The 15,787-nt window shown below is 38.2% G+C and carries 16 protein-coding genes; 8 read left to right on the top strand and 8 right to left on the bottom strand.

Annotated features, from left to right (window positions below):
* Nucleotides 1-2: 2 nt before the first annotated feature.
* The gene (locus HZR84_06450) at nucleotides 3-1,526 is read right to left on the bottom strand and encodes a bifunctional GNAT family N-acetyltransferase/carbon-nitrogen hydrolase family protein (GenBank protein ID QNL21590.1); all 1,524 of its coding nucleotides are present in this window, start codon (nucleotides 1,524-1,526) and stop codon (nucleotides 3-5) included.
* Between the two features lie 526 nt (nucleotides 1,527-2,052).
* Between HZR84_06450 and lpdA the strand changes: the two genes are divergently transcribed.
* From lpdA to HZR84_06425, 5 genes are read left to right on the top strand one after another with little or no spacing between them, the layout of a single operon-like run.
* On the top strand, nucleotides 2,053-3,456 hold the full coding sequence (lpdA, locus tag HZR84_06445) for a dihydrolipoyl dehydrogenase (protein ID QNL21589.1): 1,404 nt from the start codon (nucleotides 2,053-2,055) through the stop codon (nucleotides 3,454-3,456).
* A 9-nt stretch (nucleotides 3,457-3,465) separates the two neighbouring features.
* Entirely contained in the window at nucleotides 3,466-3,948 is a 483-nt protein-coding gene (locus HZR84_06440) for a DUF4293 domain-containing protein (GenBank protein QNL21588.1), read from the top strand.
* A gap of 1 nt (nucleotide 3,949) precedes the next feature.
* Nucleotides 3,950-4,498, top strand: coding sequence for a hypothetical protein (locus HZR84_06435; protein QNL21587.1), 549 nt, complete (start codon nucleotides 3,950-3,952; stop codon nucleotides 4,496-4,498).
* Nucleotides 4,498-4,950 carry a nucleoside deaminase gene (locus HZR84_06430; GenBank protein QNL21586.1) on the top strand — a complete coding sequence of 151 codons (453 nt, stop codon included), beginning with the start codon at nucleotides 4,498-4,500 and terminating at the stop codon, nucleotides 4,948-4,950. Before HZR84_06435 ends, HZR84_06430 begins: the two co-directional genes overlap by 1 nt.
* A 19-nt stretch (nucleotides 4,951-4,969) precedes the next feature.
* Nucleotides 4,970-5,578 carry a superoxide dismutase gene (locus HZR84_06425; protein ID QNL23205.1) on the top strand — a complete coding sequence of 203 codons (609 nt, stop codon included), beginning with the start codon at nucleotides 4,970-4,972 and terminating at the stop codon, nucleotides 5,576-5,578.
* Between the two features lie 86 nt (nucleotides 5,579-5,664).
* Here the strand turns inward: HZR84_06425 and HZR84_06420 are convergent, their stop codons facing one another.
* From HZR84_06420 to HZR84_06405, 4 genes are all read right to left on the bottom strand, one after another.
* A complete protein-coding gene (locus tag HZR84_06420; GenBank protein ID QNL21585.1) occupies nucleotides 5,665-6,522 on the bottom strand; it encodes a hypothetical protein in 858 nt (285 codons plus the stop codon).
* A 12-nt stretch (nucleotides 6,523-6,534) separates the two neighbouring features.
* Nucleotides 6,535-7,227, bottom strand: a complete 693-nt coding sequence (locus HZR84_06415) for a hypothetical protein (GenBank protein ID QNL21584.1) — start codon at nucleotides 7,225-7,227, stop codon at nucleotides 6,535-6,537.
* Nucleotides 7,228-7,377: 150 nt separating this feature from the next.
* Nucleotides 7,378-8,556, bottom strand: coding sequence for a T9SS type A sorting domain-containing protein (locus HZR84_06410; GenBank protein QNL21583.1), 1,179 nt, complete (start codon nucleotides 8,554-8,556; stop codon nucleotides 7,378-7,380).
* Nucleotides 8,557-8,653: 97 nt separating this feature from the next.
* Entirely contained in the window at nucleotides 8,654-9,439 is a 786-nt protein-coding gene (locus HZR84_06405) for a glycosyltransferase (GenBank protein QNL21582.1), read from the bottom strand.
* A 74-nt stretch (nucleotides 9,440-9,513) separates the two neighbouring features.
* Here HZR84_06405 and HZR84_06400 point away from each other — a divergent pair, with 74 nt between their 5' ends.
* The 3 genes from HZR84_06400 to HZR84_06390 are packed head-to-tail and all read left to right on the top strand — an operon-like array spanning nucleotide 9,514 to nucleotide 11,280.
* The gene (locus tag HZR84_06400; GenBank protein QNL21581.1) at nucleotides 9,514-9,909 is read left to right on the top strand and encodes a DUF4783 domain-containing protein; all 396 of its coding nucleotides are present in this window, start codon (nucleotides 9,514-9,516) and stop codon (nucleotides 9,907-9,909) included.
* 34 nt (nucleotides 9,910-9,943) lie between these two features.
* Nucleotides 9,944-10,801 carry a carboxylating nicotinate-nucleotide diphosphorylase gene (nadC, locus tag HZR84_06395; GenBank protein QNL21580.1) on the top strand — a complete coding sequence of 286 codons (858 nt, stop codon included), beginning with the start codon at nucleotides 9,944-9,946 and terminating at the stop codon, nucleotides 10,799-10,801.
* Between the two features lie 2 nt (nucleotides 10,802-10,803).
* Nucleotides 10,804-11,280 carry a YcxB family protein gene (locus tag HZR84_06390; protein QNL21579.1) on the top strand — a complete coding sequence of 159 codons (477 nt, stop codon included), beginning with the start codon at nucleotides 10,804-10,806 and terminating at the stop codon, nucleotides 11,278-11,280.
* Between the two features lie 519 nt (nucleotides 11,281-11,799).
* On the opposite strand, the gene HZR84_06385 is transcribed toward HZR84_06390, so the two are convergent.
* The 3 genes from HZR84_06385 to HZR84_06375 all read right to left on the bottom strand — a co-directional run bounded on the left by HZR84_06385 (nucleotide 11,800) and on the right by HZR84_06375 (nucleotide 15,757).
* Entirely contained in the window at nucleotides 11,800-12,057 is a 258-nt protein-coding gene (locus tag HZR84_06385; GenBank protein QNL21578.1) for a DUF4834 family protein, read from the bottom strand.
* Nucleotides 12,058-12,063: 6 nt separating this feature from the next.
* Nucleotides 12,064-14,877, bottom strand: a complete 2,814-nt coding sequence (carB, locus tag HZR84_06380; GenBank protein QNL21577.1) for a carbamoyl-phosphate synthase large subunit — start codon at nucleotides 14,875-14,877, stop codon at nucleotides 12,064-12,066.
* Between the two features lie 73 nt (nucleotides 14,878-14,950).
* Nucleotides 14,951-15,757, bottom strand: a complete 807-nt coding sequence (locus tag HZR84_06375; protein QNL21576.1) for a hypothetical protein — start codon at nucleotides 15,755-15,757, stop codon at nucleotides 14,951-14,953.
* Nucleotides 15,758-15,787 lie beyond the last annotated feature (30 nt).

The raw sequence follows: 15,787 nt of genomic DNA, 5'->3' as shown, positions 1-15,787 counted from the left end.
TCTTACTTCTTTCTTAACTCAAACACATCCGTCCTTCGATCTCTCAAATTTCGCACGCTTCCAAATTGGTTTAATTCGCGCAAAAGGTCCAGATCTACATCAGCTATCAGAATCATTTCTGTATTTGGAGTAGCCTCAGCTTTTATGCCATTGGCCGGAAAAGCAAAATCACAAGGTGTAAAAACCATCGACTGGGCAAATTGTATATCCATGTTGTGAACTTTTGGCAAATTTCCAACACTACCTGCGATAGCCACATAACATTCGTTTTCAATAGCCCTTGCCTGTGCACAGTTTCGCACTCTTGAATAACCATTTTGTGTATCGGTGAGGAAGGGGACAAAAAGTATTTTTATTCCTTCATCTGCAAGCAGTCGGCTGAGTTCCGGAAATTCAATGTCATAACATATCAATATTCCTATTTTTCCACAGTCGGTATCAAAGGTCTTTAATTCTTTGCCGCCTTGCGTTCCCCATACTTTTGCTTCATCAGGTGTCACATGAATCTTTTCGTATTTTTCTATACTGCCATCTCTTTTACATAAATGGCCAACATTAAATAAATGGTCTTCGCGCATTTCGGGCATGCTCCCGGTGATGATATTTATGTTGTAGGAGACAGCCAATTTGGAAAAACGCTCTACGACTTCTTCTGTATAAGAAGCCAAGGCTCTTATGGCTTCTGCTTCGCTCATTTCATTATGTTCTGCCATGAGGGGTGCATTGAAAAATTCAGGAAACAAAGCAAAGTCGCAGCGGTAGCCCGAAACAGCATCCAAAAAATACTCCGCTTGTTGCATTACTTCGTCAAGGTCTTTGTATGATCTCATTTGCCATTGAATCAAACCAAGACGTACGATAGTTTTAGTGGCCGAAGGGCTTTTGGAAGGTTTCTGATAATAAATATTATCCCATTCCATAAGAACCGCATATTCATTGGAAGCATTATCATTTTCCAGATAATTCTTTAAAATTCTTGTCGGGCGGAAATCATTGGAAAGTTGAAAATTCAATACAGGATCGTGAATTTCCCGATTTCTAACTTTGTTTATATATTCTTTAGGACTTAATTCTTTGGCGTATTTATGGTAGTTAGGTATTCTTCCACCAAAGGCGATTCCTTTGAGATTCAGCTTTTCACATAATTCTTTTCTGTAATCGTAAAGTCTTCTTCCAAGTCGCAATCCCCTATATTCTTTTTTAATAAATACGTCAATTCCATAAAGGATGTCACCTTCGGGATTATGGGTATCAAATGTGTAGTTATCGGTGATTCCCACATATGTATGTGGTTCCTGAACCATGCTTTCATCAACAATAATAGACGATGCCCCCCCGGCTAATTGGCCGTTGACCGTGATTACGATTTGCCCTTCCGGAAACCTATTGATTAGTTTTATAATATCTTTTTCCTCCCAATAGGCATTGGGTTTGCTATCATAAGCATCGATCATCGCTTTTCTAAGATCCTGATAATCATTTAAACTAAGGTATTTCAGTTCTATATTTTCAATCTCATGAATCATATGAAGAAATTTATCCCGCAAAGATACGAATCGAATATGCCAGTTTAGGATTGGTCTAAATAATTATATTTGGGGATTATTATTGAGGTTGTTTTGCTAGCGGATATTTGAAATTTAATGCATTTTTAAAATGTCATTTGGCGACATTTGGAACAATTCTTGAATTTATTTTGTAAAAGTCTACAGTATCTTATTATTTTTACCAAGTGAAAACAAGCACGATAATGAAAAAATTAACAGCAATCGTTCTTTTAGCCTTATTTGTTTCAGCATGTGGATACCACACTTGCCCTACTTATGCTAAAAAAGAGCCTGTTCAAAACGAGAACCAGGACTTAAAAGTCTAAAGAGCTTTATTTATTCAAATGCTAATATCGGCCTCCATTGGAAGGCCTTTTGGTGTTATATAGCATTTCAGGTCTGAAATGATTTTATTTTAAATTTCCTTTTCATATTCTTAATGAAATACTGATTATTTCTGATGGAATGGTATTTTTGATTCTCAGATTTAAAGATTCCAAATTTTATGTCATCATATCAGGTAACAGTAATAGGTTCGGGTCCCGGAGGTTATGTTGCAGCAATAAGAGCAGCGCAACTTGGTCTTAAAACCGCAATCATTGAAAAATACTCAACATTAGGGGGCACATGTCTCAATGTAGGCTGTATTCCGTCAAAAGCACTTCTAGATTCATCGGAACACTACCACAATGCCGTTCACAGCTTTAAAGAGCATGGCATAGATATAAATGCACCTAAGGTCAATATGAAACAAATGATTGACAGAAAAGCGGATGTGGTAAAACAAACATGCGATGGGATTGAATTTTTAATGAAAAAAAATAAGATAGACGTTTACACTGGCGTCGGCTCTTTTATTGATAAAAATACAATTAACATTAAAGGCGCTGATGGCAAGGATCAAAAGATCAATACCGAAAAAACCATAATCGCTACAGGCTCAAAACCTTCTTCACTTCCGTTTATAGATATTGATAAAAAAAGGGTTATAACATCAACGGAGGCACTGGAATTAAAAGAAGTACCCAAACACATGATTGTCATCGGAGGGGGCGTAATAGGAATGGAATTGGGGTCTGTTTATCGACGACTTGGCGCTAAAGTTTCTGTGGTGGAGTTCATGGATAGAATTATTCCGGGAATGGATGGTACGCTGAGCAAGGAATTATTAAAAGTTCTCAAAAAAGATGGAATTGAATTTTACTTAAAGCACAAAGTGACCGAAGTTGGTGCTAAGGGAAAGACTGTTACTGTTAAAGCCGAGAGTGCTAAAGGAGAAAGCATCGAATTGAAAGGGGACTATTGTCTGGTTTCGGTTGGTCGTAAGCCATATACCGAAGGATTGGGACTCGATAAAATTGGTATTTCAACCAATGATAAAGGCCAGATTCCTGTCAATGAAAAACTGCAAACTTCAGTCGATGGAATCTATGCTATCGGAGATGTAATAGAAGGGGCAATGCTGGCGCATAAAGCCGAAGAGGAGGGTGTTTTTGTAGCGGAAATTATCGCAGGTCAAAGGCCGCATATCAATTATTTATTAATTCCCGGCGTGGTTTACACCTGGCCTGAAGTTTCTGGTGTAGGCTATACGGAAGATCAACTTAAAGAAAAGAAAATTGAATATAAAAGCGGATCCTTTCCAATGAAAGCACTTGGAAGGGCAAGAGCTTCTATGGACACGCAAGGTTTGATTAAAGTTTTGGCCGATAAAAATACAGATGAAATTCTGGGGGTTCACATGATCGGGCCCAGAGTGGCAGATCTAATTGCAGAAGCAGTCGTAGCCATGGAATACCGTGCCAGCGCGGAAGATATTGCAAGAATGTCACATGCACACCCAACCTATACTGAAGCCATGAAAGAAGCTTGTCTGGCCGCTACTGAAAACAGAGCATTACACGTTTAATTATTATTAATGATACAAAGAGTCCAATCTATATTTCTCGCGGTAATAGCCATATTGATGGCTGCCTGCACAGGTTTTAATTATTGGCAAAAAGCTGCTCTCGATGGATCTTCAAAAATTTATTTATCCGCCATTGGAAAAGCCGTTTTTGAACAGGGCAATGAAGCCGCCTCGCTGCAATACTTCCCTTTTACATTTGTGGCAATTTTAGCTTTGCTATCATGTGGTCTGGCCATTTATGAAATTTTCCAATACAAAAACCGATTACTACAACTCAAGTTGGGAGCACTCAATTCATTGTTTATGGGAGCCACATTGGTTTTGATGGTGGTTTTTATAAACCAAAATGAAGATTTACTGGATCCCGGGAAAAGGGTATTGCCAGGCATTGCCTTTTATATGCCCGTGATTGCAATGGTTTTAAATATTATAGCCAACAGGTTTATTCGAAAGGATGAAAAATTGGTCAGGTCTGCAGATAGAATGAGATAATATGAGAATAGTCATTCCAATATTTTTCTTTTTAATACTATCCTCTTTTAGCGGAGATCATCATAAATTGACTAAAGTTCAGGTTCGCGAAGGGATCAAGGTTAAAATCCCTGAGGCCTTTTACAAAATGCCCGAAAGGGATATTGTCGAGCGCTATCGCTCCTATAAGTTGCCGATTGCAATGTATTCTGCCGATGACAGGCTGACCGAATTTGGTGTTTCTATTTCAGATAATTTCTGGTCGGGAAACGATCTCGAACTATTGCTGGATTTTCAAAAATCAAATATTATGGCTCTGTTTGATAAGGTGGAATTTAAAAATCAGGGAATCCGAAAAGTGCATAAAAACAATATGGCCTTTTTTGAATTGGAATCGGATACGCGATTTGCCCGAAAATTTGAAAAAAAATACAGCTTACTTCATTACGCTGTAGTGGATAATCGGGTTTTGGTATTTAATTTTTCATGTCCGATTGATCAAAAAGACCAATGGGTGGATACGGCCTGGCAAATAATGGACTCGATTCGATTAAAAAAATCTATTTTTTAATGTTGAGTGTTCACAGTCCGGAACACTTCATGAAGCAAGCCTTAAATGAAGCCGAAAAGGCTTTTGAAAAAGGGGAAATCCCCGTGGGAGCAGTAGTCGTATGTAATAATAGAATAATCGCAAAAGCACACAATCAAACCGAGCTTTTAAATGATGTAACGGCTCATGCCGAAATATTGGCGATCACTACGGCAAGCACAGCATTGGGAGGGAAATACCTCAGAGATTGTACGATTTATATAACTTTGGAACCCTGCATTATGTGTGCAGGCGCTTTGGCCTGGTCGCAGGTTTCAAATATTGTTTATGGAGCAAATGACGAATTGAAAGGGTTCAGTAAATTCTTAAATTCGAACATATTTTCTTCAAAAACACTTATAAAAAAGGGCGTCATGGAAGAAGAGTCTTCCATTTTGCTCAAGGAATTTTTTAAAAAATTACGTAAAAAATAATTTTAAACTAAAACAAACAATTATGTCTTTCGAATTACCAAAATTACCATATGCATTTGACGCTTTAGAGCCTCATATCGATGCTAAAACTATGGAAATACATCATGGCAAACATCACGCAGGATATGTGAGCAAGTTAAATGCCGCAATCGAAAATACCGATATGGCCAATAAATCAATTGAGGATCTCTGCAAACAACATTCCGATGTTGGAGCGGTTCGCAACAATGGTGGTGGTCATTATAACCACTCTCTGTTCTGGACCATCATGAGCGCCAAAGGCGGTGGAAATCCCAGTGGTGCTATTGCAGCGGCTATAGATAGAGACTACGGATCTTTTGATTCTTTTAAAGATGCCTTTAGCAATGCGGCTGCCACAAGATTTGGATCGGGATGGGCATGGCTATGTGTCGTAGACGGCGGAAAATTAGAAGTGTGCAGTTCCGCAAATCAGGACAATCCACTTATGCCCGGCGTTGGTTGTGGCGGCCATCCAATATTAGGCCTGGATGTATGGGAACATGCTTATTATCTTAATTATCAAAACAGAAGACCCGATTATATTTCGGCTTTCTTTAATGTTATCAATTGGGATGAAGTGAATAGAAGATACAGCGAAGCGCAGTAAATTGTCAACTGTAAAAAATTAAACCCTGACGGACCCCGCATTTATTGCGGGGGTCAGGGTTTTTTTATTGAGTTTAAAAAACGTGCCTAACAACCCATTGTTCCGGCACCGTTTACAAATTTGAAGTCATCCGGTTCTTCTGAAATGAAAAAATCATCACCTTCAAAATCCAATTGAAGGTATTCGCCTCCAAATGTGATATTTCCCCCATTAACCTGTAATGTGCCATCAGAGGACAAAAAGAATTTTCCATTTTCCAAGTCTATAATGTAGGCATATGCAGAACCATCTAATGAAAAAGGATCATCTGTATCTTCATCGATATCGAAAAAGTTGATTACCTCATAGTTCCCGCTGGCTTCATCATCAAAAACCACATACAATACCAGCGCATTTAATCCTCCAAATGCTTCATTGGTGTCCACAGAATTAAAATCAAGATCTCCACTTACACCAATGACCAGTGAAACGCCATCCATTCCGTCTGTAAAGACATCAGCTATTTCACTTCCATCACCTTCTTCTCCTGCAGATAAACAAAAAGTTGCAGAGATATCATAGGTATATGCGCCTGCTGTAATAACTCCACCTCCTGCGTTGGCACCAAATCCGGGCGTGGTAATTACCACAACTCCCTCTTCGGTTGTATAGGTATTGCCGGAAGGATTTGAAAAATCGAATCCTTCACCACCTGAACTAAAACTAAATCCTCCGTCTTTATTGGATTTTCCATCACCCTTGCTATCAGCATGAATTATGGCCAATTGAGGAAGTCTATTAATCACCTCCGGAATTCTTTCCAGAATTTTAGCTTGTTGTTCTTCTTTAGATAAACTCGGAGAAGGATTATTTTGACTATCCTTTGAACAAGAATTTATCCCGACCAGAAGAATTAAAACAAGTCCTGCAATGAGGACTTGCTTTATTTTTTTGATTAAAGTCATAATAATCTGTTTTTAAAACAGGAATCCTAACCTTATTTGACCCAATACGTTTGGTCCGATATTTAAACTACTACCTTGTTTCTGTGGGTCTGGTGCAGTAAATCCGGGAGCATCGCTTTCAATTTTTATATCTGAATTACTTGTCATGGAGAAACCAAAACCAAGTTCTGTTCCCAGATATAATTTTTTTGCAACGTAATAATCCACACCGGCAAAACCATTGAGACCAAATCTTACAAACCCGTCCTGACCTTTTGTAGTTGTGGAAACAACATCTGCAGCGGGCTGTGTTTGAACTTCGGAACTTGAGGTTTGCATGGCAAAGTCTATTTCACCACCTATATATGGAGATAACCTTTCTGTTCCATTAAAGTGCTTCTCGTACCCTGGTCTTAAACTTATCGTAAAAGAACTTTCTGTATCCTTAAGTTCTTTTAAGCTCGCACCGGAATTTTCTTGCTGTGTAATAGTTGACTCAGAAGAGTATCCGATAAATATAGTAGCTCTATAAGCTGTTTGATCGGAAAGGAATGCTCTATATCTGATTCCGCCAATGCTAATTGGACTACCTCCCAGCGGAGCGAACTGGACTTCCAGATTTCTGTTGCCGCTTTCTTGTTTCATTACGGATGACATTTCGTCTTGTGCGCTGGCCGTAAATACGATTGCGGCTGCTGTAAAAATTGATAGTAATACCTTTTTCATGTTATGTATAAAAGTTGGTTATACCTAAAATTATCAGGATAAATACAGAAATAAAAATAATTCGATGTATTTATTGAGTTCTATCATTTCTTGATAAAGTGCAAAAAATTGAGCCTCAGATTATTATCAATATTTGATTTATATGAATTTTTAATCCATTTCTGTGAGTATTATTTTTTGAGAATGAAAAAAATCAGAATTTTCAATGGCCAGAAAATAGACGCCAAAACCCTCCTGAACTTTACCTAAATCGTAGTAATGCGCATTGTTGTTCTCTATCGTGAGATCGCTTTCATGCACGTTTTTACCATTTAATGATCGCAAATACAATATGTATTTTCCCTTGACTAAACCAGTAATTTCAATAATACCTTTCGTTGGATTGGGATAAATATTAAATGCAATTTTTTCTTCTTCAGAAGCTTTGGTCATTACAGTTCTAAAACCGGTAATTGCCCGCAATTTTGAAGGGTTTAATGGAAATGAAGGCCCGTTTGTCAATGGAATGGATGAATTTAAAAAAATCGTATCCTGACTCGAACTCATGGCAATGCCATTGGGCCGTGAAAAAGTAGCCTGGTTTAAGTTTCCGTCCGCATTCCCACGAGTACCACTGCCTGCAATAGTACTCACATTACCGCTGAGTGTAGATTTATATATTTTGCTGCTACCATGGCTGGCGATATATAGACAGGAGTCCTTTGAGGAATAGGTTAAATGGCCGTTATTATTTCCGGGAATAAAGGCTAAGGCGCTTTCCTGTCCATTTAGAGTTATTTTCACCACATCGCTATTGTTGAAATTGGAAACGTATAAATTTCCATCACCATCCCTGGTTATGCCGTTAGGGCAGGCAAAAAGGAATCCGCTGCTGAATACGGTAACATTTCCCAGGGTGTCGACTTTTGAAATTTCATTGGAACCGCATTCGCAAACAAATAAATTACCAATATCATCGGCTACAATTCCTACTGGAGAGGAAAGTCCGCTGGCATAAGTACTTACCTGTCCTGATGGTGTTACTTTGCTAATAACCCCGGAAGATATATTTGATTGGTAAAAATTGCCATTCGGGCCAAAAGTATTGCCCGAAGCGCCGGATAAGCCGCTAACAAAGAGCTCAAGTGAATCTTCCTGAAGATGATATCTCCAGATCTGTGTTCCATTGGCATTGGGTAATCCATCGCCGTAATTCCCGATATAAATATGTCCATCCGGGCCGAGCTTCACTCCGCCACTTGCCGGAAAACTGTCTATCAGAGTGAATACCTGTGCAAACGAGCTAGTATAAAAAAATGAAAGGATAAAAAATGAGTAGAGTTTTTTCATATAGATTAATATCTATTGAACTTAACTCAGAGCCGGTACAATTTCAATAATTGTATTAGTTGGAGGTAATTTTTTACCATAGACGGTAAAATTCACATCATTTTATCAAGCCATTCTCACAAAAAGCCCTTCCTTCATTTTTTTTGCGTTCGAGCATTTTTAAATTTTCATCGAGTATTTTCTGATTGTAATGAACAGGATGATACAGATGGTATTCCAAACAGCTGTAAATGATCGATTCAATTTTAATTCCTGCCTTCAACAATCGCCATTCAACATCCGAATCTTCACCAACACCCGATAATTCATAGTCCTCGTCAAAACCGTTTATGGCCATCAAATCATTTTTCATAATGCCCCAATTGCATCCTAGCAAATGCTTAAAACCGGAATTAAGGCTTTTAACATTTGGTAGATAAAGTGCTTTTTCAGGGTACCTGGCATTTCTCATTAATAAAGACAGAACATCCAAACCTATTAATTCCCCTTTACGAAGCATGGAAAGGGTATGCTTTTCACTCAGTTCAATCCTTCTTCCTGCACGGGCAATGCCTTCACCTATCACAGAGTTGTAATTTTTGATAAAATGCTTGTGAATAATACAATCGCCATCTATGAACACCAGCTTTTCAGCGCTGCTTAATCGGATTGCTTCATTCAGGATTTTGTTCTTCCTAAAACCTAAATCTTCCTGAAAAACATGTTTTATTGAAAATTTATGAGTCTTTTGAGCTTTTTCAATAAATATTTTGGTTTCGGCCTGATTGTTGTCTTCTGCTATGATGACTTCAAAATTTTTGAAGGATTGCGCATCAATGGACTGAAAAACAAGGGATAAAAAATCAAGTCTTTTGTAGACAGCAATAATTAAGCTTACACTCATGAAAATGGAATCTGGTTATAAAAATATTGCTTAATCGCCGGATTAAAAATTCATGTATATTTGAATAAGGATATATGTTAAAAAGGATATTAAATATTGCCATTGTTTTGTTTCTGACTTTGCTCTGCGTGGATTCATTTGCACAGGACAGCGAATCGGAAAATGCCCGAACGGCGCTGAAAGCCGGGAGCAGTAAGGAATTGGCCGCTATGTTAGACAATGCCTCGGAGGTGATAATATTAGAGAAAAAATATACCAAGAAAAATGCCGAGCCCGTATTGAAGGATTTTTTCATTAGCAATCCCGCTGTAGACTTTAAATTTATCCATAACGGATCTTCAAAAGACGGATCCCTGGTCTATTCCATTGGACACTATGAAACAAAAAATTCTAAATTCAGGGTGGTCATTCGATTTAAGCGATCAAGAGAAGAATTTAAAATTCACAAGCTCGAAGTTTCCAAATTCTGATTCTTTTTGAAGCGGCTTTTTTACATTTGCAGCCGTGATTTACAATTACCTTCAAAAACCTGCTATAGAACATTTTATCGACGAAGCGATTCGAGAGGATATTGGCGACGGAGATCATTCTTCCTTATCGAGTATTCCAGCAGATGCTAAAAATACCGCCAGACTGATTATCAAAGATAATGGCACAATTGCCGGGCTGGATTTGGCCTATATGATTTTTGAGAGGATTGATCCTAAACTAAAAATAGATAAGTTTTTGAAAGACGGTGATAAAGTTAAAACCGGTGATATTGCTTTTGAAGTGAGTGGAAAATCACGCTCTATTTTGTCAGCAGAACGACTTGTATTGAACTGTATGCAAAGAATGAGCGCAATTGCCACCAAGACGAGGAAACTGGCCGATTTAATTGCTCACACCAATACAAAATTGCTGGATACAAGAAAAACAACACCTAATTTTCGTATTCCTGAAAAATGGGCGGTAAAAATCGGAGGAGGTTCAAATCATCGTTTTGCGCTATTCGATATGATCATGATCAAAGATAATCATGTAGATTTTGCCGGAGGAATTGAAGCAGCTATCATGGCTGCGAACAAATATATTTCCGAGACTAAAAAAGATCTTGAAATTGAAATTGAAACAAGAAACATTGAAGAGGTAAAAGAAGTTGTTAGTGTTGGAAAAGTAAATCGAATAATGCTCGATAATATGTCTGTCAATCAGATGAAAGAAGCTTTGGCATTAATCGCTAATAAATTTCAAACCGAAGCTTCCGGAGGAATTACGGAAGAAACAATTGTACCCATTGCAGAAACTGGTGTAGATTACATTTCTGTGGGCGCAATTACACATTCATACAAAAGTTTAGACATGAGTTTAAAAGCCATTTAAAAATGACCATCAAAACAAAAAAATATCAATTACCCACAAAGACATTCGTCAAATTTGCCATGATGAATGTGCTCCGAGAACAATGGTGGGTATTTTTAATTGCTATAGCCATTGCGGCGCTTACTTTCGTATATCCGGATACCATTTGGTTTTACATCATTGCCGGCCTGAGTTTATCGCTTTATCTTTTGTTCTGGCTGATTCAGTTTTTCGGACTGACCCAATTGGATCAGGCGAAATTTATTTTTGAAAAGCTGAGCTATGAGATTGATCCCAAGCAAATACTTTTAAAAATCAGCTCTAAACAGGGAATGCCAATCAAATGGGAACAGATTAAAAAAGCCAGAGCCGGGAAAAATCACTATTTGTTAATTATGAACAAGGCGCAGATCATTCATTTGCCTTTTAAGGTATTCAACAGCCCCAGAGATGTGAAAATGATGGAGACCTTGTTGAAGCGAAAGAACTTGATTAAGTAGATATTTCAGTAGAACGTCACTCCAAGACGAATGCAAAGCAGAAGTTTTTGGAGTCTCCAAATGCCAATCGAAATTTGAAGAATTCCGCAATACGGAATCCTGGAATGACGAACAAAAACATCGTCACTCCAAGACGAATGCAAAGCAGAAGTTCTTGGAGTCTCCAAATGACAATAAAAAAATGATATTTTTAATAAAGGGTAAACCCTGCTCACACATTTTCAGCAGCGAACTTGAATTTTTTTGCAAGTTTAATTGAGTATCTCCTTTCATAAAAAATCACTAATTTTAATCAAGATGAATGATTATCTAAAACAGTTGATAGAAAGATTTGAGAAGCACAGAAATGTTTCTGAAGCTAAATTTCAATATATACTTGACCGACGAAAAGTATTGAAAATACAATTGTCGAATTAAAAGATGAATCTGTAGATTTTTATGGATTTGTAGCCGAATCTTTAAAAGAACTTGATAAAGACATTACTCAAATAATAGAGAAAATTAAAAATCTATAAGCCCTTATTTCAACTCTTCGTAATCCACGTATTCACCACCCTCGAAGTTTTTGCCTTTTTTGGCTTTGTCATTGGGAACATGGTCAATTTTTATTTCACCTTCCCTGGTTCTTTGTGACCTTCCATTTCCAAAAGTATCAGAATTGTAGCGATTGGCCTGTTGGGCAAATAAAAAAGACAAAAATGGTCTGATCAGCAATCCGAAAAATCGGAAAACCAAAAAGTAAACCAGAAATAAGACTAATAATATCTTTAAAATCATAACAACTTAACGACTTAAATACAAGTTTCGTTCTGAATAGATCTTTGTGAAATAATCATCGAAAAGATCATCAATAAAATAAATGGCTTCCCCGGTCGATTTCATTTCGGGCCCCAGCTCCTTATTTACATTGGGGAACTTATTAAACGAGAAAACCGGCTCTTTAATTGCGTAACCGTGCTTATAGGGTTTAAATTCAAAATCCGTCAACTTTGCTTCACCTAACATGACCTTTGTCACATAATTGACATATGGCTCTCTATAGGCTTTGCATATAAACGGAACAGTTCTTGATGCTCTGGGGTTCGCTTCTATTACATAAACCTTGTCGTCTTTGATAGCGAATTGAATATTAATCAATCCCACGGTATTCAATTCCAGCGCAATTTTTTTGGTGTACTCCTCGATTTTTTTGATAATCAAATCGCCAAGATTGTAAGGCGGCAACACGGCGTATGAATCACCGGAATGAATACCCGCCGGTTCTATATGCTGCATTATTCCGATGATATACACATTTTCTCCATCACAAATGGCATCTGCTTCCGCCTCAATGGCTCGATCGAGGAAATGGTCAAGAAGAATTTTATTTCCGGGCAGCTGCCTCAATATATTAACCACATGCTTTTCAAGTTCATCTTCATTGATGACAATTTTCATGCTTTGTCCCCCCAGTACATAACTGGGTCTTACAAGCAAAGGAAAGTCTAATTTCTTAGAAAGGTCCAGCGCCTCTTCTGAAGTGGTGATTGAACCGAACTCTGGGTAGGGGATATCATTTTCCTTCAATAAAGTCGAAAAACTCCCACGATCTTCTGCGAGGTCCAGCGATTTGAAGGAAGTTCCAAATATTTTAATACCATATCTGTCGAGCTTTTCGGCGAGTTTTAAAGCAGTTTGCCCTCCGAGTTGAACAATAACGCCCTCGGGTTTTTCATGTTCTATGATCTCGTATATGTGTTCCCAAAAGACGGGTTCAAAATAGAGCTTATCAGAAATATCAAAGTCAGTAGAAACCGTTTCCGGATTACAATTGATCATGATTGTTTCATAGCCGCATTCTTTCGCTGCCAATACACCATGTACGCAGGAATAGTCAAACTCTATGCCCTGACCAATTCTGTTTGGGCCGGAACCCAAAACCAAAACTTTCTTTTTATCGGATCGAACCGACTCATTTTCTTCGCCAAATGTGGAATAATAATAGGGCGTTTGGGCTTCGAATTCAGCGGCACAGGTATCTACCAGTTTGAATACTCTTTTAACACCGAGCTTTTGACGGTGATTATAAACTTCACTTTCCAGACAATTCAAAATATGAGCAATTTGACGGTCAGCATAGCCTTTGCGTTTGGCTTCAAGCATGGTTTCCTTATCTACGTCTTCAAGATTTTGCTCTGAAAGCTTTTTCTCAAAATTTAATAGGTCTTCAATTTGATATAGAAACCAGTTGTCAATTTTTGTGAGTTTATGGATGGTTCGCGTGGAAATACCCAGTTTCATGGCATCGTATATATGAAATAGACGATTCCAGCTTGGATTAGCCAGACTTTCGAGCAATTGCTCCTGATTTTTATTTTCACGCCCGTCGGCACCTATTCCATTTCTTCTAATTTCAAGCGATTGACATGCTTTTTGTAAGGCTTCCTGGAAATTTCTGCCTATTCCCATGGCTTCTCCCACAGATTTCATCTGTAAACCCAAATGTCTGTCTGCTCCCGGGAACTTATCAAAATTCCATCTTGGAACCTTCACTATCACATAATCAATGGCAGGTTCGAAACAAGCGGAGGTGGTTTTAGTAATTTGATTTTTAAGTTCGTCAAGATTGTAACCCAAAGCGAGTTTCGCCGCAATTTTTGCAATTGGATACCCGGTGGCTTTTGAGGCCAGGGCAGAAGATCTGGATACCCGTGGATTTATTTCTATTCCAATTATATCATCGTTTTCGGGATTGACGGCAAACTGGATATTGCAACCTCCGGCAAACTGGCCAATTCCATCGATCATTTTTTTACCGAGATCACGCATTTTTTGATAGACCGTATCGGGCAGGGTCATGGCAGGGGCAACGGTAATGGAATCACCGGTGTGTACACCCATTGGGTCAAAATTTTCTATGGTACAGATAACAATGAAATTGCCGACATTGTCGCGCATAATTTCTATCTCGTATTCTTTCCACCCGAGAATACTTTGCTCTATCAATACTTCGTGAATGGGTGAGGCATGCAGCCCATCAGCGAGTGCCTTTTCAAAGGTTTCATAACTATTTACAAAAGAACCACCGGCCCCACCAAGCGTATAAGATGACCTTATGATTAAGGGGAATCCAATTTCCTGGGCGATCTCTTTACCCTCTAAAAAAGAAGTGGCCGTTTTACCTTCGCAAACGCCCACTCCAAGTTCTTTCATTTTTAAGCGAAACTGCTCTCTGTCTTCGGTGGTTTCAATTGCTTCAAAATTGGCGCCTATGACTTTGACATTGTATTTATCCCAAATACCCGCTTTGGCACAGTCCATTGCTAAATTTAGCGCCGTTTGTCCTCCGACGGTCGGAAGTACGGCGTCTACCTTGTGTTTCTTAAGAATCTCAACAATCGATTTTTTCTCCAGGGGCAAAAGATAAATATGATCAGCCGTAGCCGGGTCGGTCATAATGGTTGCCGGATTGGAGTTGATTAAAATTACTTCTATGCCTTCCTCTCGTAGTGATCTAGAGGCTTGAGAACCACTGTAATCAAATTCACAAGCCTGACCTATAATTATAGGTCCGCTACCAATTAACAGTACAGTTTTAATCGAAGGATCTTTGGGCATTTCAGAATGAGTTAAAATTTCCCAAAACTAAATGCTAGGATTCAAAAACAGAAAATTAAATTCAATTTAAAAGCTATTTTTCAATATACTTTTTGAGATTCTTGTGGAGGATGTTATTTCGCGCTTTTTCTACCTGGATATCATTGAGATTTTTCCTTTTCACCGTTCCGGCACCGTTCATAATATTATTACAGGTTTTGTCGTGAACCAGCCCTAAACTATGACCCAGTTCATGGGCCAGGCCGCCCCCAAAGGTATTGATGCCCCATTCATAAGGGTGTTGCTTCATAAAGAGATATTTCAAATAGGCATTTGGAAAATGAACCACTGAAAAATCACTGCTGTCCGAAGATGGGAACATGGAACAAGCGACTTGTGAAAAATTTTCTTCTATACTTTCACCTTCGAAATCATTTTTATTGAAATCTGATTTACTGACAGTCAAATACAAGTTGATGCCCTGTTCGGATTTAGGAATAATCCAATCCAGGGAATCTTGCAGATCAAGTAAATACCATTTTTTCCGATTTGGGCATCGCGACCAATTTTTATCCTGATCATTATCCCAAAGACTGTCATTTTTTATTTCGATGATTTGAGATAAGCGAAACCTGATCCCACTATCTTTATATGTATGTCTTACATTACAAGTGCTATCGTCATAAACCGATTTTTTAAAAGAATAGAGTTGATTGAGGCGCTCGACTGAATTTTTTAAATAGGCCATATGAAGACTGTCGCCAAGCTGAAAGTTATCACCACCATCATTTTTTTGTATGATAATGAAGTTTATTCGTAAAGTAAGTGTATCAAAACTGCGGGAATGAGAAGTCGCAGATAAAGATGAAATGAAAAACAATAATGTAAGATATTTCCACACGCCTGGGAAATATCAATTATCCTGCCAAAG

Source organism: Hyphobacterium sp. CCMP332, from assembly GCA_014323545.1.
GTDB lineage: Bacteria > Bacteroidota > Bacteroidia > Cytophagales > CCMP332 > CCMP332.
Note: the sequence above shows the minus strand (reverse complement) of the source record. Positions and strands in the feature narration are given on the sequence as shown.

What these genes read in the sequence shown, in the direction of transcription:
- HZR84_06450 (QNL21590.1), bottom strand. Translation starts at nt 1,526, where the DNA reads ATGATTCATGAGATTGAAAATATAGAACTGAAATACCTTAGTTTAAAT.
- lpdA (QNL21589.1), top strand. Translation starts at nt 2,053, where the DNA reads ATGTCATCATATCAGGTAACAGTAATAGGTTCGGGTCCCGGAGGTTAT.
- HZR84_06440 (QNL21588.1), top strand. Translation starts at nt 3,466, where the DNA reads ATGATACAAAGAGTCCAATCTATATTTCTCGCGGTAATAGCCATATTG.
- HZR84_06435 (QNL21587.1), top strand. Translation starts at nt 3,950, where the DNA reads ATGAGAATAGTCATTCCAATATTTTTCTTTTTAATACTATCCTCTTTT.
- HZR84_06430 (QNL21586.1), top strand. Translation starts at nt 4,498, where the DNA reads ATGTTGAGTGTTCACAGTCCGGAACACTTCATGAAGCAAGCCTTAAAT.
- HZR84_06420 (QNL21585.1), bottom strand. Translation starts at nt 6,522, where the DNA reads ATGACTTTAATCAAAAAAATAAAGCAAGTCCTCATTGCAGGACTTGTT.
- HZR84_06415 (QNL21584.1), bottom strand. Translation starts at nt 7,227, where the DNA reads ATGAAAAAGGTATTACTATCAATTTTTACAGCAGCCGCAATCGTATTT.
- HZR84_06410 (QNL21583.1), bottom strand. Translation starts at nt 8,556, where the DNA reads ATGAAAAAACTCTACTCATTTTTTATCCTTTCATTTTTTTATACTAGC.
- HZR84_06405 (QNL21582.1), bottom strand. Translation starts at nt 9,439, where the DNA reads ATGAGTGTAAGCTTAATTATTGCTGTCTACAAAAGACTTGATTTTTTA.
- HZR84_06400 (QNL21581.1), top strand. Translation starts at nt 9,514, where the DNA reads ATGTTAAAAAGGATATTAAATATTGCCATTGTTTTGTTTCTGACTTTG.
- HZR84_06390 (QNL21579.1), top strand. Translation starts at nt 10,804, where the DNA reads ATGACCATCAAAACAAAAAAATATCAATTACCCACAAAGACATTCGTC.
- HZR84_06385 (QNL21578.1), bottom strand. Translation starts at nt 12,057, where the DNA reads ATGATTTTAAAGATATTATTAGTCTTATTTCTGGTTTACTTTTTGGTT.
- carB (QNL21577.1), bottom strand. Translation starts at nt 14,877, where the DNA reads ATGCCCAAAGATCCTTCGATTAAAACTGTACTGTTAATTGGTAGCGGA.